At 43.3% G+C, this 21,395-nt stretch carries 14 protein-coding genes and 6 pseudogenes; 11 read left to right on the top strand and 9 right to left on the bottom strand.

The genetic code is table 11. The features are described from left to right. Positions 1-249: 249 nt before the first annotated feature. From QUB24_RS17665 to QUB24_RS33635, 4 genes are all read right to left on the bottom strand, one after another. Positions 250-3,408, bottom strand: a complete 3,159-nt coding sequence (locus tag QUB24_RS17665) for a PAS domain S-box protein (protein WP_333154486.1) — start codon at positions 3,406-3,408, stop codon at positions 250-252. Then, on the bottom strand, positions 3,405-3,803 hold the full coding sequence (locus tag QUB24_RS17660) for a response regulator (RefSeq protein ID WP_333154485.1): 399 nt from the start codon (positions 3,801-3,803) through the stop codon (positions 3,405-3,407). The genes QUB24_RS17665 and QUB24_RS17660 overlap by 4 nt, the downstream gene beginning before the upstream one ends. Before the next feature lie 60 nt (positions 3,804-3,863). Beyond that, on the bottom strand, positions 3,864-6,407 hold the full coding sequence (locus QUB24_RS17655; protein WP_333154484.1) for a CBS domain-containing protein: 2,544 nt from the start codon (positions 6,405-6,407) through the stop codon (positions 3,864-3,866). Positions 6,408-6,565: 158 nt separating this feature from the next. Beyond that, on the bottom strand, positions 6,566-6,736 hold the full coding sequence (locus QUB24_RS33635; protein ID WP_445300416.1) for an ATP-binding protein: 171 nt from the start codon (positions 6,734-6,736) through the stop codon (positions 6,566-6,568). Positions 6,737-8,513: 1,777 nt separating this feature from the next. On the opposite strand from QUB24_RS33635, the gene sds reads away from it, so the two are divergent. Continuing rightward, positions 8,514-9,485, top strand: coding sequence for a solanesyl diphosphate synthase (sds, locus tag QUB24_RS17650; protein WP_333154483.1), 972 nt, complete (start codon positions 8,514-8,516; stop codon positions 9,483-9,485). A 99-nt stretch (positions 9,486-9,584) separates the two neighbouring features. On the opposite strand, the gene QUB24_RS17645 is transcribed toward sds, so the two are convergent. Then, positions 9,585-10,049, bottom strand: a complete 465-nt coding sequence (locus QUB24_RS17645; protein WP_333154482.1) for a hypothetical protein — start codon at positions 10,047-10,049, stop codon at positions 9,585-9,587. Positions 10,050-10,900: 851 nt separating this feature from the next. Between QUB24_RS17645 and QUB24_RS17640 the strand changes: the two genes are divergently transcribed. From QUB24_RS17640 to QUB24_RS17630, 3 genes are all read left to right on the top strand, one after another. Continuing rightward, positions 10,901-11,251 (top strand): hypothetical protein, encoded by a 351-nt coding sequence (locus QUB24_RS17640; protein ID WP_333154481.1) that lies wholly within the window; start codon positions 10,901-10,903, stop codon positions 11,249-11,251. A 107-nt stretch (positions 11,252-11,358) separates the two neighbouring features. Further along, the gene (gene ycf46 / locus QUB24_RS17635; protein WP_333154480.1) at positions 11,359-12,879 is read left to right on the top strand and encodes a stress-responsive protein Ycf46; all 1,521 of its coding nucleotides are present in this window, start codon (positions 11,359-11,361) and stop codon (positions 12,877-12,879) included. A gap of 130 nt (positions 12,880-13,009) precedes the next feature. Then, positions 13,010-13,363 carry a DUF1257 domain-containing protein gene (locus QUB24_RS17630; RefSeq protein WP_006635781.1) on the top strand — a complete coding sequence of 118 codons (354 nt, stop codon included), beginning with the start codon at positions 13,010-13,012 and terminating at the stop codon, positions 13,361-13,363. 170 nt (positions 13,364-13,533) lie between these two features. On the opposite strand, the gene QUB24_RS17625 is transcribed toward QUB24_RS17630, so the two are convergent. Further along, the gene (locus QUB24_RS17625) at positions 13,534-14,784 is read right to left on the bottom strand and encodes a glycosyltransferase family 4 protein (RefSeq protein ID WP_333154479.1); all 1,251 of its coding nucleotides are present in this window, start codon (positions 14,782-14,784) and stop codon (positions 13,534-13,536) included. Positions 14,785-15,678: 894 nt separating this feature from the next. Here QUB24_RS17625 and QUB24_RS17615 point away from each other — a divergent pair. The 3 genes and pseudogenes from QUB24_RS17615 to QUB24_RS33630 all read left to right on the top strand — a co-directional run bounded on the left by QUB24_RS17615 (position 15,679) and on the right by QUB24_RS33630 (position 17,790). Further along, a pseudogene (locus tag QUB24_RS17615) lies at positions 15,679-17,108 on the top strand (IS5 family transposase). Positions 17,109-17,224: 116 nt separating this feature from the next. Then, positions 17,225-17,425 (top strand): annotated as a pseudogene (locus QUB24_RS17610) (ISAs1 family transposase); the annotation flags it as partial. 221 nt (positions 17,426-17,646) lie between these two features. Next, complete coding sequence (locus QUB24_RS33630) at positions 17,647-17,790, top strand: helix-turn-helix domain-containing protein (RefSeq protein WP_445300415.1); 144 nt, start codon at positions 17,647-17,649, stop codon at positions 17,788-17,790. Positions 17,791-17,940: 150 nt separating this feature from the next. Here QUB24_RS33630 and QUB24_RS33625 read toward each other — a convergent pair. Continuing rightward, a pseudogene (locus QUB24_RS33625) lies at positions 17,941-18,456 on the bottom strand (IS630 family transposase). A 41-nt stretch (positions 18,457-18,497) separates the two neighbouring features. Next, positions 18,498-18,896 carry a winged helix-turn-helix domain-containing protein gene (locus QUB24_RS17600; protein WP_333154477.1) on the bottom strand — a complete coding sequence of 133 codons (399 nt, stop codon included), beginning with the start codon at positions 18,894-18,896 and terminating at the stop codon, positions 18,498-18,500. Positions 18,897-19,151: 255 nt separating this feature from the next. Between QUB24_RS17600 and QUB24_RS17595 the strand changes: the two are divergent. The 4 genes and pseudogenes from QUB24_RS17595 to QUB24_RS17580 form a co-directional block, all read left to right on the top strand. Beyond that, a pseudogene (locus QUB24_RS17595) lies at positions 19,152-19,988 on the top strand (IS5 family transposase). 99 nt (positions 19,989-20,087) lie between these two features. Next, positions 20,088-20,231, top strand: coding sequence for a hypothetical protein (locus tag QUB24_RS17590; protein ID WP_333154476.1), 144 nt, complete (start codon positions 20,088-20,090; stop codon positions 20,229-20,231). Then, positions 20,215-20,628: a transposase gene (locus tag QUB24_RS17585; RefSeq protein ID WP_333154475.1), complete on the top strand. Its 414-nt coding sequence runs from the start codon at positions 20,215-20,217 to the stop codon at positions 20,626-20,628. Before QUB24_RS17590 ends, QUB24_RS17585 begins: the two co-directional genes overlap by 17 nt. 150 nt (positions 20,629-20,778) lie before the next feature. Then, a pseudogene (locus QUB24_RS17580) lies at positions 20,779-20,907 on the top strand (transposase); the annotation flags it as partial. 51 nt (positions 20,908-20,958) lie between these two features. Here QUB24_RS17580 and QUB24_RS17575 read toward each other — a convergent pair. After that, positions 20,959-21,045: pseudogene (locus QUB24_RS17575) on the bottom strand (transposase family protein); the annotation flags it as partial. Positions 21,046-21,395 lie beyond the last annotated feature (350 nt).

The following is a 21,395-nucleotide window of genomic DNA, read 5'->3' as shown; positions in this document are numbered from 1 at the left end:
GGAAAACTGGTTAAATATTCATTATAGCACTCCCTCCTCAATCAACTCCTTTTATATTTACAGAACTTATCCTATTTAAGATTTGAGATGTGAGATTAAAGAATTGGGAATGACTGATGATTACCACGGTGTGGAGCTGGGCTACAAGTAAATTAGCCGATCGCCCGCAGGCGAGTTTACAAATAGGCGATCGACCTACATCATCAATAATCCTGAACCTGCCCCTATTATCTCTTCTTCTTTCATCCTTCAACAATTTCTAAACTCCTCAATCAAATCGATAATACGATCACATCGGAAGTTATTCGCCAAATCAGCGATCGCGCTGCGGAAACTAGAATTAATAGGAGGAATCGACAACAACAGCCGAAAAATTTCCTCGTTATCAACCGCATCCGCCGCAGAATATAATTCATCAATCCATTCAGCAGGCATAGCTTCCAAAAATGAAGTATTGAGCGTAAAAGCCAAATCAGCCGTTTCAGTTGCCGTGGAAACCTCGGCGGACACCGCACCATCAGAACTTAGCGAAGCTTCTCGATCGTAAACATAGCGGACTCCCAGATACTTAGCCATCTTTTCCAGAATCACTTGCTCCCGAAAAGGCTTCGCTACAAAATCATCGCAACCTGCAGACAAAATCACCGATCGCTCCTCATCAAAAGCACTTGCAGTCAAAGCAATAATCACCGTTGCTTGACCTTTCAAATGCGCTTTAATCTGTTTAGTAGCTTCGTAACCGTCCATCACCGGCATCCGCATATCCATCCAAATCAAATGAGGTTCCCAACTCGACCACATTTCCACAGCTTGAACGCCATTTTCAGCTTCCTGCACCGCAAAGCCAAGGGATGTCAGCATTCTGACCAACAGCAAGCGACTTTCCAGGCGATCGTCAACAGCTAAAATCCGGTATTCTGGCTGTCCGGGTTCCAGACCCACAACTCGGCGAGCTGTTTGAGCCACCTGAATTTCCACTGCATTAGGGAGCGAAACTTTAACATCAAATCTAAAAATGCTGCCTCGACCGAGGGTGCTTGTTACCGTCATCTTCCCTCCCATTAACTTAACGAACTGCTTGCTGATTGGCAAGCCCAAACCTGTTCCTTCTTGAGCTTTTTTCCCGCTTTCTGTTTGCGCGAAAGGTTTAAACAAATTCTCCATTTCTTCCGCAGAAATTCCTGAACCAGTGTCTTCCACTTCAAATAGCAAAGAGCAACACTCACTTGGCGGAATCTCTCCATGAGTTTTAGTTTTTAACAACTCATGTTTGATTCTCAAATTAACACCACCTTCAACCGTAAACTTAATAGCATTTCCTACGACATTTATCAATACTTGTCGCAACTTGCTTTCGTCAGTTTCTATATATTGAGGTAGAGCGGGTGGGCAATCAAAAATTAACTGCAACCCTTTTTTTTCGGCTTGCAGCTTCAGCATATTTTCAGTATTTTTTAGCATTTTATGCAAGTCAAAGGTACTGTTATTAAGTGTCACCAGCCCGACTTCGATTTTTGACATTTGCAGAATATTGTTGATCAGAACGAGCAAATGTTCCCCGCTCTGGGTAATAATTCCTAAGTATTGCTGTTGGTCGGCACCGAGGTCTGGGTCGCGGGCCAGCAGTTGGCTGAAACCGAGAATTGCGTTGAGGGGAGTTCGCAATTCGTGGCTCATATTCGAGAGAAATTCGCTTTTGGCCCTGTTCGCTCTGTCGGCTTCTTCTTTGGCTTTTTGCAGGACTATTTCAGCTTGTTTGCGTTCGGTAATATCGCTAGCAGTGCCTGTTGTGCCGATGATGTTTCCTTCAGCGTCCATGCGCGCGATCGCCTTGGTATTTACATCAATCTTTCTGCCATCTTTTCCTAATACTATATTTTCGTACTGAAACACAGTTTTTCCCGTCAGCAAGCGCTGCTGAAGTTCCCATTTCCAGTCTATTTCTCCTGGAGCCAAGAAATCGCTAAAAGAACAGCCCAGCATTTCTTCAGGCTCGTAACCGTATATTTGTTTAACTGCTTGGTTCACAAAAGTAATGTGCCCTTGAGCATTGCAAGACCAGATAATATCTTGGGAAGTTTCAACTAAATGACGGTATTTTTCTTCACTCTCTGCTAGGGCTATTTCTGCCAGCTTGCGTGGGGTAATGTCCATCAAAGTTGTGAATAGTTTTGTCACTTGCCCTTGTTGGTTGACAACTACTTCTCCTCTGGCTTCGATGTAGCGAATGAAGCCGGCTTCACTTATTTGTGACGGAGAATTATCCGCAGCAATTTTCGCTTCCGGGCGCAGAATTCGATATTCCAAAGTGTAAGATTGCCCGCTAGCAATAGCAGTGTCGATCGTTGTTTGCCACTTTTGTCGATCGTCGGGATGCACGTATTGCGAAAACTCAGTTAGTGTTGGCGCAGCCTGGGTTGGCTCGATCCCAAAAATCCGAGATAACTCTTCCGACCAAGTAGTTGTGTTGGCCGATAAATCGCATTCCCAATTACCGACACGGGCGATTCTTTGCGCTGCTGCTAAAGAAGCCGCTACAGCTCGGAGTTTTTCTTCGGCCAATTTGCGATCGCTAATATCTTGAATCACAGAAATCACGCAGGTTTCGCCATGAATGTCAATGATTTCTGCTGACAGCAGCCCGGTTCGGATTTCCCCTGTTTTAGTGCGAAAATCAAATTCGTAGTTGAGAATAATTTGTTTTTCATCTAACATTTTAAACAACTCGGATCTGGCTTGTATATTTTCCCAAAGATTCAAATCAAGCGCCGTGCGATCGAGAATTTCTGCGGCTGAATAACCGATTGTCTGGCAAAAAGCCTCATTAATTTCTAAATAACGACCGTCATTAAATCTGGTAATAGTAATCGGGTTGGGAGAAGAACGAAAAGCTTTAGCAAACTTTTCCTCAGACAAGCGCAGTTGTGCAGTCCGCTCCTCGACTAAAGTTTCCAGTTCTTGATTCAGCTTTTGGAGTTGAGCATTTTGTTCCGCTAATTGCTTCTCCATAAAATAGCTGTTGATCGCTTCTTTTACCGTCAACTTCAAATCTTCTGACTGCCAAGGCTTCGATATGTATCGGTACAATTTAGCATATTTAATAGTATTCGCCACTGCTTCTAGGTCTGCTTGCCCCGTCAGCATAATTTTGATAGTTTTTGGCGAAATTATGTGAAGCTGCTTCAGCAATTCGTCACCTTTGATATTCGGCATCAGATAGTCGGAAATTACTGCAACGATTTCGCAGCCCTCTGCCAGTAATTCCTCGATTAACTCTAAAGCATCTTCGCCCCCTTCAGCCGTTTCTAATAAGTGTTCTTCCCCCAGGGTTTTTTTTAACTCAATTTTCAAACTTTCAAGAATTATCGGTTCGTCATCCACGCAAATAATCACAGGTTTATTGTTCATATTTTTGTCAAACCAGATTTTATAGTTTCTACTAATTCTTTGCGTTCCCAGGGCTTGTACAAACAACGGTGCAAGTTTGCTTGCTCTTTCACCCGTGCTATTGCTACTTCGTCTGCTTGCCCGGTCAGCATGACTTTCACAATCTTAGGATATTTTTGGTGAACCATAATCAAAAATTCATCTCCTTTAATCCCTGGCATTAACCAGTCAGACACTATGACCAAAATATCACTTTCATCTTCTTTTTGAATTTCCTCCATAATTTCCAGAGCTTCATCTGCATTTTCTGCTACTTCATAGAGGTAAGCATCCCCAAATTCTTTTTTAAGTTGAATTTTTAAACTATTTAAGACCACAACTTCATCGTCAACGCACAAAATTACTGGTTTCGGCATAAAACTTTACTTCTATTAAATTTTAAGACTGGGTGCATTTACCTATTTCTTTAAGTGCTATCAAGGGATTCCGACAGGCAAGGATATAGTAAATTTTGTTTGACCAGGCACGCTTTCTACTTGCAGTTCACCTTGGTGTTTTTCCAGAATTTTTTGAACTATATCCAATCCCAAACCGCTGCCTTCCCCTGGAGGTTTAGTTGTGAAAAACGGTTCAAAAATTCTCGGCATAATCTCTGGAGGAATGCCGGGCCCACTGTCGGTAATACTGACTGATATTGCGTTCGCTTCGTGTTTGATATCAATTTTTAACACGCCTTTGTTGCCCATCGCTTGTAAAGCATTGTGAACTAAATTTGTCCAAACTTGATTTAGTTCATCAGGATAGCATAGCACAGAGGGCAAATTAGTACCATAGTTTCTGACTACTTCCACACCGTGTTTGATTTGGTAGTGGTAAAGCGTTAAAACAGTATCAATACCGTCGGTAATATTAGCGATTACTTTGGAGCCAGACTGGTCGTAACGAGAGTAGCTTTTCAAAGCAAAAACGATTTTTGCTGCCCTATCGGTGGCAGTAGCAATATTTTTAGTGCTTTTTTGTACCGTAGCAAATTGGTAGGCTGTTTGTACAATATTTCGACTTTTACTGTCTTTCAACAAAGGTAAAAAAGGTTCTAAATTATTGCCGATGCCGATATCTAATAAAGTACAGGCAAGACTGGCGGCGTCGTCAATCTTTTCTGATTCTAGTTGCCCCTGCAAAACTTTTTTTAACTGACGTTTTTCTTTACTAGATAATGTATCTGTTTCTTGGCTGGACTTGTGTAGCAAAGCAAAGAAATCCTGCCGCCGTTCCGGGGATAGTTGTTGAAAAAATATCGGCAACTGCTGCAATTGTTCCGTCCAGAAGTCGGCGATGTTCTGCACAGAAGAGCGAATCGCCCCTAAAGGAGAATTGATTTCATGAGCAACTCCGGCAATTAACTGTCCGAGGGCTGCCATTTTTTCAGATTGAATAAGTTCTTTTTGAGTCCGCTTCAGTTCTTCTAAGGTATGAGATAACTCTGCATTTTTTTGGCACAGCGCTGACTCGGCTATTTTGCGGTCATTGATGTTGCGGGCTACCCAAATAACTGCATCTTTTGAGAACAGAGAAATGCAGGCCGAAAACCAAATTTCGCGACCACAAACTGTTAAGCTGTAGTCAAAATTGAGAGTTTGTTGTGTTTCTAACACTTGCTCAACTAACACCCACCAATCATCCGGGTGGTCGTCGTCAAAAAAATGTTCGATGGTCAAGCTGACTATATCACAATCAGGCTCAGAAACCGCTGCCACATTTGTTGGAAGAATTTCTATGTTCCGCTGACTGTCTAGCACGAGAACGATGTCTGTCATCGCTTCAAAAACGGCGCGGACTTTCCTTTCAGAAAAGTGCAATTTTTCTTCGAGCAATTTTCTATCGCTAATTTGTTGCTGCAATTCTTCGTTACTGGCTGCTAGTTGAACCGTGCGGTCTAGAACTCGCTGTTCGAGTTCAGTGTTGAGGCGGCGAACTTCAGCTTCAGCGGTGGTGCGGTCTTGTATTTCCTTTTTTAACTGACTGTTGGCATTAATTAATTCTAAAGTTCGCTGTTTGATTTGTTCTTCCAAATTATCATTTAATAGTCGCAACTTTTCTTCTATTTCTGTTCTCCGTAACGCTTCTTTTTGCAATTCTTCGTTCATTTTGTTCAACTCCTGAATTTTGTCAGCAACTGTTTCCTGCAAAAGCTCGACATTTGCGTGCATTTCTACCGGATCTAATGCCCGCAGCAGGCTCATTTCAGTCACAATTCCAGCTAAATATCCTTCCTCGTCCACCACCACCAAGCGCCGGATGCGGTGCTGCAGCATTAACTGGTGAGCCTGCCACAAGGTGGCTTTTACCTGCAACGGTATCAGCGGAAAACTCATCGCGGCGGTGACGGGAGTACGTGCGAAATCTAGTCCAGAAGCTTGGAATTTAACAATGTCGCGTTCTGTAATTATGCCCACAGGTTTCTGATTTTTGTTGTCGCTGTCCGTGCAAATGACTATGCAGCTTTTCCGCTGGGTTCTCATCTTTTTTGCGACTTCTAAAACGGAGGCGCTGCTTGAGGTAACTATTAATTCTGTAGTTATAATTTCTTCGGCGCGCCACATTTTCAGCAAGTCGGCCGGCTTGAGGATTTGACGGATGCTTTCGCAGGTGATAGCGCCTAGCAAGTTGCCACCTTCGTCTAGAAGGGGTAAATGACGGATTCTTTTCGATCGCAATATGCTCAATACCTTGAAGATATTCCCCCCTTGATCGAGGTTCAGGGCGATCGGGTTTTCAGTCATCACCTCAGAAATTGCCACCCCTGCTAGCGGTATTTCGCTAGCAGTTATTTTCACAACATCGCGTTCTGTAAAAATTCCGAGCAATTGCTGCTCAAACGCGATTAAAATGCAACTGGCACTCGCCTGAGTCATGGCAGCAATTGCGACTTTCAACGGTGTGTCTGGAGGCAGCACCGGCGGTTTGGGGTCGAGCGCCTGTTTTAGCAAGCTTTGGGTATCAGAAACTGTTGTTGACATGGGCAAATCAAGGGGGATAGATGCAGGCGGAACCGCCAATTCATACCATTTTAGATTTCCGATTTTACAGTCGCGGTACGCTCACCGCAATCGAGATTTGACATCGGTCTAAAGTTGCATTTTAGTCGCGCAGTGGTATGATTTTTACTGCGCTCGCGCTAAACGGCGATCGGAATTGACACAATACACGTCCTTTGACCGATAACTGATGTTACTTCTATTTTACCCGAATGTTTTTCCACACTTTTTTTAACAATCTCCTGTCCCAACCCGCTGCCTTCGTCGGCGGGTTTTGTGGTAAAGAACGGATCAAATATTCGTGGTAAAATTCCCGGCTAATTCAGTTGCCACTGACGAGCAGGCTCTGATTTTCTGCTCTCACCTCTACTTTTAAAACTAGGCAATTCTCTATCGCTTGTAAAGCCTTGTGCATCAGATTTATCGAAACTTGTTTTAGTTTGTCTGGCTCAGACAACAATTTAGGCAGTGTATCTTGATAATTTCTGACAACTTCTACTCTGTGTTTTTGTTCTTTTAATCCAAAGTTAATATATTTTTAATGCTGTAAGTAATATTGGCAATTACTTTTCTTCCCTACAGTTAGAGCGAGAATATTTATTTTGCCTCAAAAATTACTTTTGCGCCTCTATGTGTAGCAGATGATCTTCTTGGCAAGCGGTGAATAAATTGCAGAGACTATCTGCCTGACCAGGAATTTCAAAGGTGGTACCCGCCACGTGATTTATCCGTGGAATCAATCCCAAATCTCAAATCGAAAATCCTCAAGAAAGAGCATTTATCTCGCGCAAGTCAATCTCAAATCTCAAATCTCAAATCTAAAATCGATTGACTCAGCAAGTTAAGCACCCTTTGATGAAATATTTGATTGCAGTTCAAGTTTATGGATTCCTTCTGTTAATCAAGCTGGTTGCTAGATTCAGAAATTTCGCGTTTTATTTCTGTAAGTTCTTGACCTACCAAATAGGAATATTGAGATTTTTGGCACAATAACCGACAACTTCCAACTCAGCTTTTTGGAGAGTAATTTAATAGCTTTATTGGAACATTGGCAGGGTTTCCCTGACATGAAACTTGCTGTGAGCAATACAAGCTGGTACTAAATATAATATCCTGCCTCAGAGGCTGTGGGCATTGAACATCGATAACTGTAGCTACGTGTTGCAGTAACTAGCAGCCCAGAAAATCACGGTGCCTGCAATTGTAAATAATAACCCTGCCTTGGCGCGCAAGCATTCAAGGCAGGGTTATTATTGAGTATTCCGAATTCTCAAGGGTGAAGCGAGGACGCTGCTGCCGACTTCGGCTGCCCAGCAGTACACTACTCGCCTAATCGAGTTATTTTAGCGCTGCGTTGGGCCAACATCAGCAGTACATAAATAGTCATTACATAGCCGGCGGCCAGAATGGGAATAATTAGAGGAATATCGCGATAAATCATAATTAGAACCAAAAGTCAAGGACGATGAGGAGGAGGACAAGTTCAAGACCTACTACATTAAGTCAGCACGCAAGACCATGCCTTGGTTCTGAAGGCTGTTTTTCCATATCAAGCCTGCGGGAACATTTAGGCGTTCCCGGTCATCAATAATGATTTACTGCTTTACAGATGCTTAAACAGCCTAAAACCATCCACTTTAGCTGCTTTGAGCTACCGTGCACATAAGATGCGCTACTCTTAACTTCTGAAAACTTTTAGTCGCGAGGAACTAAAAATCTGTCCCAGAAATTTTGGCTGCGATCGACTAACAAGGCTGGCTCTACGAAACTTTTACAGGCACCTAAAAGCTACCTGCCAGTCTGGCTGTACTTAATGTATAGAATTGTTTAAATCCTTAATACCCATAATAACACAGGGTTTCTGAGATTTAGAGATTTTTTGGCAGTGTCCTTAACAATTCGATACAATAGGGGCAACCCCTCTGGCAGCCGGCTACTGGCCTCTGGCAGGCGGGTGACTCCCATCGGGGGCAGATGACAAATAACTGCCGATCTCCTAGATTTTTCTTTTCTATTGCAGAGAATTACCTTAAAATAAAGATATGATATGTAAAATTTTGTTACTTTACGGCTTGAGTCGGCGTATCCATGATCTCTAGCACTCTCCTATTTTCCTCGGTTGAAGAAGACCTGCGACTGTTGACAGAAAACTTAAAACAGTTAGTGGGTGCCCGTCATCCCATCTTGTACGCGGCTGCAGAATACTTATTCGGCACAAAGGGAAAACGAGTGAGACCCGCAATCGTTCTGTTGATGGCCAAGGCGACTATGCCCGATCGGGAAATCACGGAAAAACACCGCCGCCTCGCTGAAATCACGGAAATGATCCACACAGCTAGTCTCGTACACGACGACGTGGTGGACGAGTCGGATCTGCGGCGGGGAGTGCCGACGGTTCACAGTCGGTTTAACAACCGAGTGGCAGTATTGGCGGGAGACTTTCTGTTTGCTCAATCTTCCTGGCATTTGGCAAATCTCGACAACCTGCCAGTAGTCAAACTGCTTTCAGAAGTGATTATGGATTTAGCTGAGGGGGAAATTCAACAGGGCCTCAATGGATTTGACACCAGCTTGTCGATCGAAGCGTACCTGGAAAAAAGTTATTACAAAACAGCGTCTTTAATTGCCAACAGTTCCAAAGCAGCGGGCTGTTTGAGCGAGGTTTCAGCGGAAATAGCAGACGATTTGTACAACTACGGTCGGAACATTGGTTTGGCATTCCAAATAGTAGATGATATATTAGATTTCACCGCTTCAACGGAAACTTTGGGGAAACCTGCAGGCTCGGATCTCAGAAGCGGTAATCTGACAGCACCAGCACTATTTGCCCTAGAAGAAAAACCTTACTTGGAAGTTCTCATAGAACGCGAATTTGCCCAAGAAGGAGATCTAGAGCAGGCCCTGGCACTGGTAGAAGATTCTAGAGGCATAGATCGATCGCGAGAACTAGCCACAAATCACGCACAGAAAGCCGTCGAATACTTAGCTGCGCTGCCCCATTCAGAGTCCCGTCAAGCTTTGATTGATTTGGCTGAATACGTTTTGAGTAGACTTTATTAGAGGCTAAAAAGTTACACTTTATTGGTAATGGGGAATTGGTAATGGGAAATTCCCAATGCCTAATGCCCTGTTACCAATTAATAAGAGAAAATTGAGTTTTTAGGCAATATCCGACGGGGGAGCCGATCGATACTGTTGCAAGTAAACGTTAATTAAACTCTGTACTTGCTCGCGAGGAATTTCCGTCCCGACTTCCTGATTTCCGGGACTTTCAAAAAAAACAATGCTGTCAAGACCTTCCAGAGCTATCATCTGAAATAAAATGTGAGTGACAGGCAAAAGCACCGGTCTGAGACGATCGCCCCCAGCAGCCGCAGCCTGCGACGCATCTTTAATACTGCTCCAAGCATAAATCACCTTCTTCTCCCGTCCCGGTTGCTTGAGATTGCTCAAAACCACGATCGCCCAACTTTGGTCTACCGCTTGCAGGATCGAGTATTTGAGGTGCTGTAGCTGTTGGGCAATTAACACCAGTGCCGGGGCGATCGCCTTTAAGATTTGTGGCGTCGAACCGTCGGGCGGAGCTTTTTCGATCAATGCTTGAATCTGTTGGTCTAAATCCATCAGTCAGTTCTTTGATATCTAAAATTAAAAATTTCAGGTTAGCAAGTCCGCCTCCAAGTATATATTACCCAGCACTGCCCTATTAAAGATAAGCTGACACCCCTCTAAATTTAATATTTAGCAGCCTAGAGCCCTTGTAGCGAGCATTTGGGCAAAAAAATTAAGTGCGTAACAGCTTACACAATGTCATCCAAAAAGTCTAACCATAGGGTGCTGAGCGCTAGCGCTGTCAAGGTGTGTTAAATCTGAGTCCCCTAAAAAGCCGAAAACTACTATTTCACGTTCGGATTTTTCAAACTTAAAGCCATAAAAACTGCTTGGGGGACCTGGGTTTCCAAATCACAACGCCCAAAGTTAGTAAATTCGTTGTGTACTGAGTCCACCGGCGCTTACGGCGCACTCATGAGCGGGGTGGGTGCTGATGGCGCACCTTACCCCAGATGGCGCCTCAAAGGATTTGTTGGCCCTACTCCTATATATCTATTGTTCATATTTATAGTGGGTCGATCGTCCTTGACCAGGAATTTCAAAGGTGGTACCCGCCACGTGATTTATCCGTGGAATCAATCTAAAATCGAAAATCAAAAATCCTCAAGCCCCCGCATTTATCCGTGGGGTCGCCTCTAAAATCTAAAATCTAAAATCTAAAATCGATTGACGCTACCCATACCTGCCGCTGCACCTCGGCCTCATCAGCTACACCCCTAACTTTTTCGTTGTTAACTGCCCCAGAGTCACCTCAAATGTAACGAAATATTACAAGATGACGCTAAAGCAGCATAGAGGCTTGACAGCAAAGAATTAAGCGGCTAATCTGATATACATACCCGGGTAAGTCAATTCACTGTCATATGCAAGAAAAGCAAAAAGTTACATTGTATCTTCCACCAGAACTGCATCGCCAGCTCAAAATCCGAGCCGCAGTCGAAACTGAACCGATGTCATCAATTGCAGAAAGGGCAATTGTCTTCTACCTAGGAAATCCCGAACTGGTTGACGAAGTAGAAGCATCCTACGGACAAACCCATCGGGTATACAACTGTCCAGAATGCACGGGTTCAGTAGTAATGCGAGATGGAGAACTGGCATCCGTAAAAAGTCAGCCGAGCGTATTGGCTGAACAGGATCTTCCAGTAAAGCAGGTGTCGGGCGTCAGTGCCAGCACGGCCAAACCTGGAGAGGAAGAATTGGTTCCCTGCTAAGAATGCCTTGCTTCCCCAAAAAGCTAAAACTGAAATTTTCAGTAAGAGGGCGAAGGGCAGCATTGAGATTCAGCAAAGATAGCACCGTCTCTAGTGGGTCGAGGACTATGCAAGAAGAGATAAGTATTCTAATCCAAGCTCAATATCCTCTGATCTACCTCGTGACATCCGAGGAAGAGCGGTGTGAGCAAGCAATTTCGACAATAGCTCAAGCGAAACCACAGCGACGAGTATTTATCTGGACTGTAACTCACGGCATTGTGGAGTATGGTCAACCCCGCACCACCACCCAACACAACACCGTCTCGCCAGAGGCAGCAATTGAATGGGTGATCAGGCAGCGAGAACCCAACAGTAACGCTAGCATCTACATTTTCAAAGATTTGCATCCTTTTATAGATTCTCCTCCGGTAACGAGGTGGTTGCGCGATGCGATCGCCAACTTCAAAGGAACGCAAAAGACAATTATACTGATGTCTCCTTTGCAGCAAATTCCGATCGAGCTAGAAAAGGAAGTAGTGGTGTTAGACTTCGCGTTGCCCGACATGAAGGAACTCAACCAAGTATTGTCTGGTCAGTTGGAGCAAACGAAATCGCGACGCATTACCACAGAAGCGCGAGAAAAACTTTTAAAAGCAGCCTTGGGATTGACCAAGGACGAAGCTGAAAAAGTTTATCGTAAAGCCCAAGTTTCGACTGGGCGCCTCACAGAAGAAGAAGTAGACATAGTTCTTTCGGAGAAAAAGCAATTAATTCGGCGCAACGGCATTCTAGAGTTCATTGAAGAAGACGAAACCCTGGATGCAGTCGGCGGTTTAGAAGAGCTGAAGCGGTGGCTGAGACAGCGTTCCAACGCCTTTACAGAAAGGGCGAGAGAATACGGCCTGCCCCAACCAAAAGGGATGTTAATTCTCGGCGTACCCGGGTGCGGAAAATCGCTGATTGCCAAGACCACCTCCCGCCTCTGGGGACTGCCCCTGCTGAGGCTAGATATGGGTAGAGTCTACGACGGCTCGATGGTGGGTCGATCGGAAGCCAATCTCCGCAATGCCCTCAAAACCGCAGAATCCATCTCTCCAGCCCTCCTCTTCATCGACGAACTAGACAAAGCCTTTGCAGGAGGCACTGGTTCGGCCGACTCAGACGGAGGCACCTCCAGCCGGATTTTCGGTTCCTTCCTCACTTGGATGCAAGAAAAGACTTCCCCAGTCTTCGTAATGGCAACAGCCAACCGAATCGAGCGGTTGCCGGGAGAATTCTTGAGGAAAGGTCGGTTCGACGAACTCTTCTTTGTTGACCTGCCTACCAAAGAAGAACGCCAAGATATATTTAAGATTCACCTGTCCAAGCGCCGTCGGGAAATTACTCGCTTCGATTTAGAGCAACTTTCCACTGTTTCCGAGGGCTTTTCAGGTGCAGAGATTGAGCAAGCGCTAGTAGCCGCAATGTACGAAGCCTTCGCTCAAGATCGAGAGTTTACGCAGCTAGACATCATCGCGGCCATTAAATCCACAATGCCACTGTCTAAAACAATGACCGAACAGGTCACCGCCCTGCGAGATTGGGCTAGACAGCGTGCACGGCCCGCTGCGTCTTCCGTCGCTGAATACCAGCGAATGGAATTCTAAAAGCTTTCTCCTGGTCCAAACAGGAGCAAAGGCTAGCAACAGCTAGCAGTTCGATTCAAGAGCCGCCCAGCGGCACCGTTAAATCCAGACCGTTGTTGTTTCTCTCTCAGTTTTATTAGGAGGAAATCCAATGTCTCACTTTAGCACTCTGCGTACCAAAATCACCGACGCCGAAATCCTGAAAGCTTCCCTGCGTGACTTGGGCATTTCAGTCAAGTCAGAAGCTGATGTTCGTGGCTATAATGGTCAGCGCGTTCGCTCCGACATCGTAGCGATTCTCGAAGGCGAATATGACCTGGGTTGGTCTCGCAATAGCGATGGTTCTTTTGACCTGATTGCCGACCTCTGGGGTGTCGCCAAAAAGCACAATCAAACTGAGTTAATCAACTCCATCAACCAGAAGTACGCAGTTAACAAGACCTTGGCAGCAGTCAAGCAGCGCGGTTTGCAAAATGCCAACGTTAAGCTGGTAGTGCAAAACTAATTGATCTGCATGTTTCCAAGCTCGCGGGTTAACCAAACAAACGGGTTAACCCGTTTTTAGCTAGCTAGGATGTAGAGGGGGGTCTTTGGGCCGCCACATACTTTTTTAGCACCCCCAAGCAGCAGCTTTCAGGTTGAAAGCTGCTGCTTTATGCTTTAATGGTCGGCTACCTAATGCTTGGGGCAATCGTGGATCGTTTGTTGATAAATTTCAAGTATTCGATCGACTTTGCGTTCCCAATCAAAATGCTGCCGGACTCGTTCCCGTCCCGCACAACCCATACTCTGCCGCAATTCTGGTGACTGGGCGAGCTTGAGCATCGCATCTGTCAGTCCCTTGACAAAGCCTTCTCTGGAAGCGGGTTCTACTAAAATACCGCAAGTGGAATTCAGATAATCTGCAGGGCCGCCCCAGTTCGTTGCTATGACGGGCAAGCCCACTGCCATTGCCTCCATCACCACAGCCCCCCCAGGCTCCCGCAAACTGGGGAAAACCATTGCATCAGCTTGTTGCATTTTGAGAGCGCACTCCTCCTGAGACAGCCAGCCACTAAATACAACGCTGCTGTCGATGCCTAAACGAGCTGTTTGAGCTTCGAGTTCCCCTCGGATGTCCCCATCACCGATGATTTCCAAGACTGCATCAGTTTGAGCCACGACGGGCGTGAAGGCTTCCAGCATCAAATCTACAGCTTTCCAGTCGATCAGCCTGCCTAAAAATATAAAATGAACCTGCCCAGTCGCGGCTCTTGATAAGCTAGAGTCCGATCGCCACACCGAGAAATCCACGCCGTTTTCCACAAGTTCAATAATTTTACCGCCCACTCCTGATGGAAGTGCCTGCTTCGTGCGATCGTTTGCCACTAACAGCGTCTCGGCTTTGATTTTACCGGGAAAAAGACGATTGAAGAAATCGACGCACTGGTGACCGATCTCGATTAAAATATCAATCGTAGGATTTTGGCGCGATCGAAAAGCCAGAGGAAATTTAACCGACGTGTTCATCGGCCCGATAACTACCGGCACTCCCAATCCGAACATCAACGAAGGAACTGTTGCCGAGACAGGTGTCGGTTCGTGTACAATATCAATCTCGTGTTCGCTCACCAGCCGCCGGACAATACGACGCTGTAGCACTTGGGTGTACAGGTGAGAGAGCAGCCCAAAAGTAAATTCATTCACTCTTGCAGGGATAAATCGCCCGCAATTGTTAAGCAGCCGGTGCAGCCAAGTGTCGGGTACAAAGTGCATTCGATCGCGCTCTTCTGGAAACAGCGCGGTGAGTTCTGCCTGGGTGCGCGCGTGCACCACTAACCATGTCTCTATTTGGCGCGAGCGAAGTATCCTGAAGTAGTTCAGTGGCAGCAATGCCTCGCCACCGAATTTAGTTGAGGCATTCTGAGCAACAATTAGAATTCGCATAACTTCTTTTGGGCCCAACTGGATTTATGTAATCTTAGATTAAATTTGTTCTTTGGAATAACTAAGGAATGAAAAATCAATAACTTGATGAATTATCAGATACAAGGAAGAACAAGGCAACAATGAACAAGGCTAGAGCGCTGAGTTTACCAAAACACCAGAGCAACTTGCAACAGTTTTTTTATTACCGTACACTATTTTACCTTTAAACCCATGTTTTACTCGATTTCAATTGAGTCGGAAATGAAGAAGTTTTATAACTCTTTCTCAGAGAAGGATAAAAGAAGGTATAGCCTTTCTCATAAAGATGAGCTACAATAACAGCAGTGAGTAAACCAATTCCAAATATTTTCGCTCTGTAACTTCATTAAATGCAAACTTTATGGCTTTTGCTAACTCTTGATAATTAGTCGTTTTGATAGAACGGAGAAGATTTTTAAGTTTTGACCATAAATTATCAATTAGGGAGAAGTCCGGCGAATAGGGCGACAAGTATATTAATTTTGCCCCTTTTTTTTGAGGGCTTTTTCTACTTCTTCTCCGGTATGAATAGTACAATTATCGTATCCCCTCAATAATCCGTGGGTAGCCAATCAAGAGAAATGCTATGACCACAACCGCTTGCGTAGGTCATCATCAAGTCAGGCAATAAATAATTGGGGTTACTTGTCCTATCCGGAATTCGGGGAAAGCGGCAATACCTGAAGCCATGACTCTCCTCGTGGGGAAGCATTAGCTTTTTCCCGAATTATTTGAGCGAGTGGTTTAATTAGGGCTTGCTGGATAAGTGCAGAAAGGTTACACGGCGCGGTTATACGATCGCGCGAGCGAGAGTAAAGTCGCCGTGATAAACAGGTAAAATAGGTCAAAACCCGTGCATCACCACCTGCGATCGTGTACAGAAAAGCTGAGCTTGCCCCAAGCCCCTCATCCGAGTTTGAACGGCCCTTCGGAGGAAGGTTGTCTGCTGACAACCGTTGGGTAAAAATGGCTCAACTAATCCCGTGGTCAGAATTTGACTCAGAATATGCCCAAAACTTCCCCACCGAAAAGGGTGCACCAGCCAAATCATTTGGGATGGCATTGGGGGCATTAATTATTAAAGAAAAATTAGGGATTAGCGATCGTCCAAGAGTAGAACAGATCCGGGAAAACCCCTATCTACAATACTTAATCGGTCAATCAAGCTACAGCAACGAACTCGCATTTCACCCATCTTTATTAGTGCACTTTCGCCAAAGAATTAGTCCCAACCTAATTAATAAAGTGAACGAACGCAGGGTCGAAAAAATGCGATAAATTACCCCAATCCAACCCGAAAAAAAAAGGATTCGGGCGCCAAAAATGAGTCAACCAATCGCGGTAAACTAATCGTAGATGCAACCTGCGCTCCCGCCGACATTACCTATCCGACCGACTTAGGACTATTAAACAGAGCCAGAGTTCATACAGAAAAAAGCCTAGACATCCTGTATAAACAAATCAAATAAAAAATCCAGAAAAAACCAATAACCTACCGTAATTTAGCAATAAAAGACTACTTAGCAGTAGCGAAACAAAGACGATCCACCCGCAACAAAAGAAGACAGGCAATTAAAAAACAACTTCAATACATCAAAAGAAACTTAGCTCATATTGAACAGCTAATTGAGGCGGGTGCGACTCTAGAATCTTTGACCAAAAAGCAATATAAAACCTTGCTAGTCCTCACAGAAGTCTATCGTCAACAGCTCTGGCTATTTGAAAATAACAAACAGAGTATTGAGGATAGAATAGTAAGTTTGAGCCAACCCCACATCCGTCCCATAGTCAGGGGAAAAGCATCTTAAAGCGTAGAGTTTGGAGCCAAAATATCAGCCAGTTGTTGTGAAGGATATGTATTTCTAGACCGAATGAGCTGGGATAGCTTTAACGAATCAGGGGACTTAAAAGCACTCATTTGAAGCATATCATAGGTTCACGGGTTACTATCCAGAGTCGGTTCATGCTGATCGCATTTACCGTAAAGCGTGAAAACCGAGCATGGTGTAAAGAAAAAGGAATTAGAATCAGTGGGCAGCCCCTAGGAATACCGCCAGCAAACGTCAGTAAATCAAAAAAGAAGCAAGCCGCTGATGATCAAAGAATTAGAAATGCGATAGAGGGAAAGTTTGGGCAAGGTAAACGAAGATTCGGTCTGAACCCTTGTGATGGCAAAACTTGATAATACATCTGGTACAGTTATTGCAATTACTTTTTTAGTCATGAACCGATGCTTCCTGGTGGCGCCGGGTTTTTTTTGTTTTTATGTCTATTTGGAAAAAGAACACCTGTTTTTAGGTTGAAGATAATCTACAATTATAACTGGGTGTAATCAATACCGAAACAACTTATCTTTAATCGAGCTTTCAGATATCGTGAGCTCCTGCTCTTGGTTGGCGAGCGATTATTCAGCAAACCCTACCTAAGTTCTTTACCAGTGGATGCTCAGCTTAATGGCCGTGCCATTCGTCAACATTGGGGGATTGAAAACCAAGTTCATTGGACTTTAGATGTCACTTTTAATGAAGACCAATGCCGCATTCGGTCGTTAAACAGCCCTCACAACTTAGCTCTTCTAAGACAAATGGCACTTAATGCCATCAATCAAGAAAGGTTCTTCCTTACTTGGTAAGTAAGGAGGTGAGAAAAAATCCAACTATGTTAAAATAAGTAAACATAGAGAATACGTCTACTAAGGTAACTCAATATATGGGCGCTAGATTAAGGGTATTTCTCAGTCAAGAGCAAGATAAAACCCTATTAAAACTGAGAACTACGGATGTTCCACAAAAAGTCAAAGATCGAGCAGAAGTAATTAGATTAAATGCACATGGCCCGTAGGTGGAAAAAATAGCTGCTCATTTTAATTGGACTCCGCAAACAGTGAGAGAGGTTTTACATAGATGGCAAAAGCTGGGCATGGAAGGGCTTTGGGAATTACCGGGTCTCAGCCGTGAAAGCCAAAGTGGAAAGAAGAAGACATAGAGTTTTTAACGGAATGCCTCAAAAATGAACCACGCACGTACAACAGCCTTCAATTAGCCCAGAAATTAGAAAAAGAGCGTTCTATTAGACCTCTTGCAAAATAATTTTATGATATAATGAGAACTTTTGCTTTACTTGATTAATACCAATTTAATATGAAGCTGCATAGAATAGGGCTTCAAGAATAAACTTGTAAGATGACAACGAACTAATTTGCTCAGGTGTGATTTTTTCAAGAACTTGTTTCAATCGCTCTCGCAATTGATCCAGTGTTGTAAAAACTTCTCCAACAAGTTGCTGTTTGATATATTCCCAGACCCTTTCAATTGGATTAAGTTCTGGACTATGTGAGGGTTGACAGACAGGAATTAAATTTTCGGGTTAGGAAAGTTCATTAGTGATGTGAGCAACTGCTCTATCCATGTGAATCATGGCAATATCTTCACCCAGTTCTAGAGAAAGAGCGTCAATAAATTGCTGAAAATCTTCTCCGTTAAGCTCAGCATATTCTTGGCAAAAATGCCAGCCACTCAATGGTTCAACTACCCCATACAACCAAAAATTTTCACGTTTCCACAGTAGGGGAGCAACTGGTTTTACCCCCCTAGCTGTAATTAATTTTCCTGTCAATGTTTTCAATCCCAAACGGGTTTCATCTTGACACAAATATCGTAGCCTTTTGCCCTTACCCAAATATTTTTGAAACGTCAATACTGCTGGAATGATGTTTTTTTAAAAAGCTCCACTGCTTCTACGTCCTGTAAAGCACTTTGCGGACGTGGCACTTTCAGTTTTGCGATGTGACGATAATGCACCCAGGCATAGACTGTTGCATAAGTAAGGAATAGATTATACTCGCTTTTGAGCCATTCCACAATTTCCCCGTAGCTTTTGAAGGGGACTCCTGTTGCCAAACGTTCTTTTAGTCCTTCTAATACATCACCTGTCAAGTGTGGTTCTTGTCCTGGGGCTTTTTTTACCAACAATAATTCCGACAATCCACAAGTCGCTACTTTTGTAACCACCTGGTTATCGTAGATTTGTCTCTCCCCAAACGATTCGCTAATTCTTGATGCTGCTGTACTTGCCCTGTTTTTAACCACCATAATACTTGTATTCGTTCTCTTTGACTGGCAGTACGAGTATTTTTTAGTTGTTTTTCTAAAAATTCTACGCTTTATTCAATTGTGATTTTTAAAATACGAGCCATAAAACGCACCATCAACGCTACCTCTCTATTATATGCAACTTCACATAAAATTGGTATAAATCCCAGATCCTAACTTAATTTTCACAAACTTTTGCTAGAAACAAGATAAAATGCTAAAAAGTCCTGTTTGTAGTTACACAATAACTAAATTATGAAAAATCAATCTTATCTAAATTTGAAAACTCATGAATTTAAACTTAGATTTGGTGTCAAAATTCCCACCTTAAAAGCAATGCTTAATGCCTTAGATAACTTCAGGTTAGAAAAGCATAAAGACAGAAGAGGACGTCGCACTATCCTAACTCTCGAAGAACAAGTCTTAGTCGCCTTGGAATATTGGCGATCATATCCAACATATTTTCATATTGGGACAAGTTGGGGAGTATCTGAATCAACTATTTCCCGAATTGTAACTAACATCGAATCAACTTTAATGAAAACAGGAAAGTTCCGTATTCCTGGGAAAAAAGCATTACTCAAAAATTCTGAGCCTCCAGAAGTCGTGGTGATGGATGTCACGGAAACAGCTATTGAACGACCCAAAAAGAAGCAGATAAAATGTTATTCAGGCAAGAAAAAACAGCAGACGATAAAAACTAAATTAGTAATTAAGCCCGAAACAAAAGAGATTATTTGCACTGCTTTTGGACAGGGGGTTTGCCACGATTTCAGCTTGTTTAAAAAAAGTAAAACTAATTTTAATCCCGAAACAGATAGCTTACAAGATAGTGGCTATCAAGGCATAAAGGATTATCACCGGAATAGTTATATTCCTAGAAATAAACCTAAAAATGGGCAACTTTCTCTCTTAGAAAAAAACTATAATTGAACTCTAGCCCAGAAACGAATTGTGATTGAACACGTTAATCGGAGTCTCAAAATTTTTAAAATTTTGTCGAGTCGTTATCGGAATCGTCGTCGCCGTTATGGTCTGCGTTGTAATTTGTTGTCAGCAATTTACAATTATGAGTTAGCTCTAGGCGATTAAATTTAAAACTTTTCATTATAACATAGATTTTTTTTGCAAGAGGTCTATTAAACGCGCGTCCGGCTCGATTAAGACGAATACTAAAAAAAAAGGGTTTATTTGGAAATTCGCTTAGGAAGAGCCACAAAGGAAAACAAGAAAGTGCAGTACGCCAAATCAAACTCTTCAGACCTAGAGATGCTGGAATGGGCTGCTGCTGCGGGAGAAATCGACTTAAAATATTTAGATGAATCAGGATTTTGAGCTCCCAAGCGAACCTGGTTACACTTATTACAAACGAGGTGAGCAAAAACGGTTAGAACAAACCAAGAGGCGTGGTCGGAGAGTAAGTATTGTAGGACTTTTTCAACATGAATTAAGCTTTTTTTACGGTTTAGTCATAGGGGGTGTCGATCGAAAAGCTTATATCAGAATAATGGAATCCGAAGCACAGGAAGCCAGTCAGAGTAAACGAATGAGAGTAATAGTACAGGATAATGGCCCAATACATCGATGTCATGAAGTTCAACAATTATGGTCGAAGTGGGAAAGCCAGGGTCTATATATCTTATTTTTACCCAAATATTGTTCAGAAATGAATCCGATAGAATTGGAGTGGCAACATATCAAAAAAGACGAGCTAGCTGCGACATTTGTTTGAGGATGAATTAGAGCTGGCTTATGCCGTAATTAATGGGGTAGAAGTTAGAGGAAAAAGAGGAGATTACCCTACACAACGTATTAAATTCAAGTCCAGTCACCCGACTTAATATTTTGTTACATACTTAGGGATTTTTCCGCCGACCTACTTAGGACAACAAGTGGTATTGTTGAAGGTATTAACAACAAGCTTAAGTTAATAAAACGTTCTGCCTATGGCTTGAGGAATTTTGAAAAATACAAAAATAGATGTTTGCTTACTTGGCATTTTAATTGTTAGTTTGGCATACCAAGTAAGGAAGAACATAAAATATTTCTGACAAGTCCTACAGTAAAATTGGCGGCGTGGAACCTGCAAATAAACGGGTTGACCGAAAATTGATAGATCCCGTATCAATACCGGTCGATTTTGATTCAATTGATCACGCCCGATGCTCGCAGTGTGGACAATTACTGTCTTTCTTAAGAAAGCGCAGTTTTAAGAAAACATCAGGCGCTTCTTGGATGCAGCTTTCAACAGTAACATCGGGTAGATTAAGCAGTCTATCAAGATGAAGATCCATACGGTAGAAATCAATTAGGAATGAAAAATCAATAACTTGCACAATTAAACCCCAGAAGCATTGATCCAAGGTAAACTATTGCTCTATTAGTCACCTTATTTATTTTTCATTCCTTAGTGGTATCTCATTATACGGCTTTCACCAAAAACCCAGAAGAACCCGTTGCCGAACTTCCTTCTTCCTTCTTCCTTCTTCCTTCTTTCTA

It is taken from the genome of Microcoleus sp. B9-D4 (assembly GCF_036705105.1).
Classification (GTDB): Bacteria; Cyanobacteriota; Cyanobacteriia; order Cyanobacteriales; family Microcoleaceae; genus Microcoleus.
Note: the sequence above shows the minus strand (reverse complement) of the source record. Positions and strands in the feature narration are given on the sequence as shown.

Coding starts and splice junctions, on each gene's coding strand:
- QUB24_RS17665 (WP_333154486.1), bottom strand. CDS start 3,408: ATGAACAATAAACCTGTGATTATTTGCGTGGATGACGAACCGATAATT.
- QUB24_RS17640 (WP_333154481.1), top strand. CDS start 10,901: ATGCAAGAAAAGCAAAAAGTTACATTGTATCTTCCACCAGAACTGCAT.
- QUB24_RS17655 (WP_333154484.1), bottom strand. CDS start 6,407: ATGTCAACAACAGTTTCTGATACCCAAAGCTTGCTAAAACAGGCGCTC.
- ycf46 (WP_333154480.1), top strand. CDS start 11,359: ATGCAAGAAGAGATAAGTATTCTAATCCAAGCTCAATATCCTCTGATC.
- QUB24_RS17585 (WP_333154475.1), top strand. CDS start 20,215: ATGAATCAGGATTTTGAGCTCCCAAGCGAACCTGGTTACACTTATTAC.
- QUB24_RS17625 (WP_333154479.1), bottom strand. CDS start 14,784: ATGCGAATTCTAATTGTTGCTCAGAATGCCTCAACTAAATTCGGTGGC.
- QUB24_RS17600 (WP_333154477.1), bottom strand. CDS start 18,896: ATGGTGGTTAAAAACAGGGCAAGTACAGCAGCATCAAGAATTAGCGAA.
- QUB24_RS17630 (WP_006635781.1), top strand. CDS start 13,010: ATGTCTCACTTTAGCACTCTGCGTACCAAAATCACCGACGCCGAAATC.
- QUB24_RS17660 (WP_333154485.1), bottom strand. CDS start 3,803: ATGCCGAAACCAGTAATTTTGTGCGTTGACGATGAAGTTGTGGTCTTA.
- sds (WP_333154483.1), top strand. CDS start 8,514: ATGATCTCTAGCACTCTCCTATTTTCCTCGGTTGAAGAAGACCTGCGA.
- QUB24_RS17645 (WP_333154482.1), bottom strand. CDS start 10,049: ATGGATTTAGACCAACAGATTCAAGCATTGATCGAAAAAGCTCCGCCC.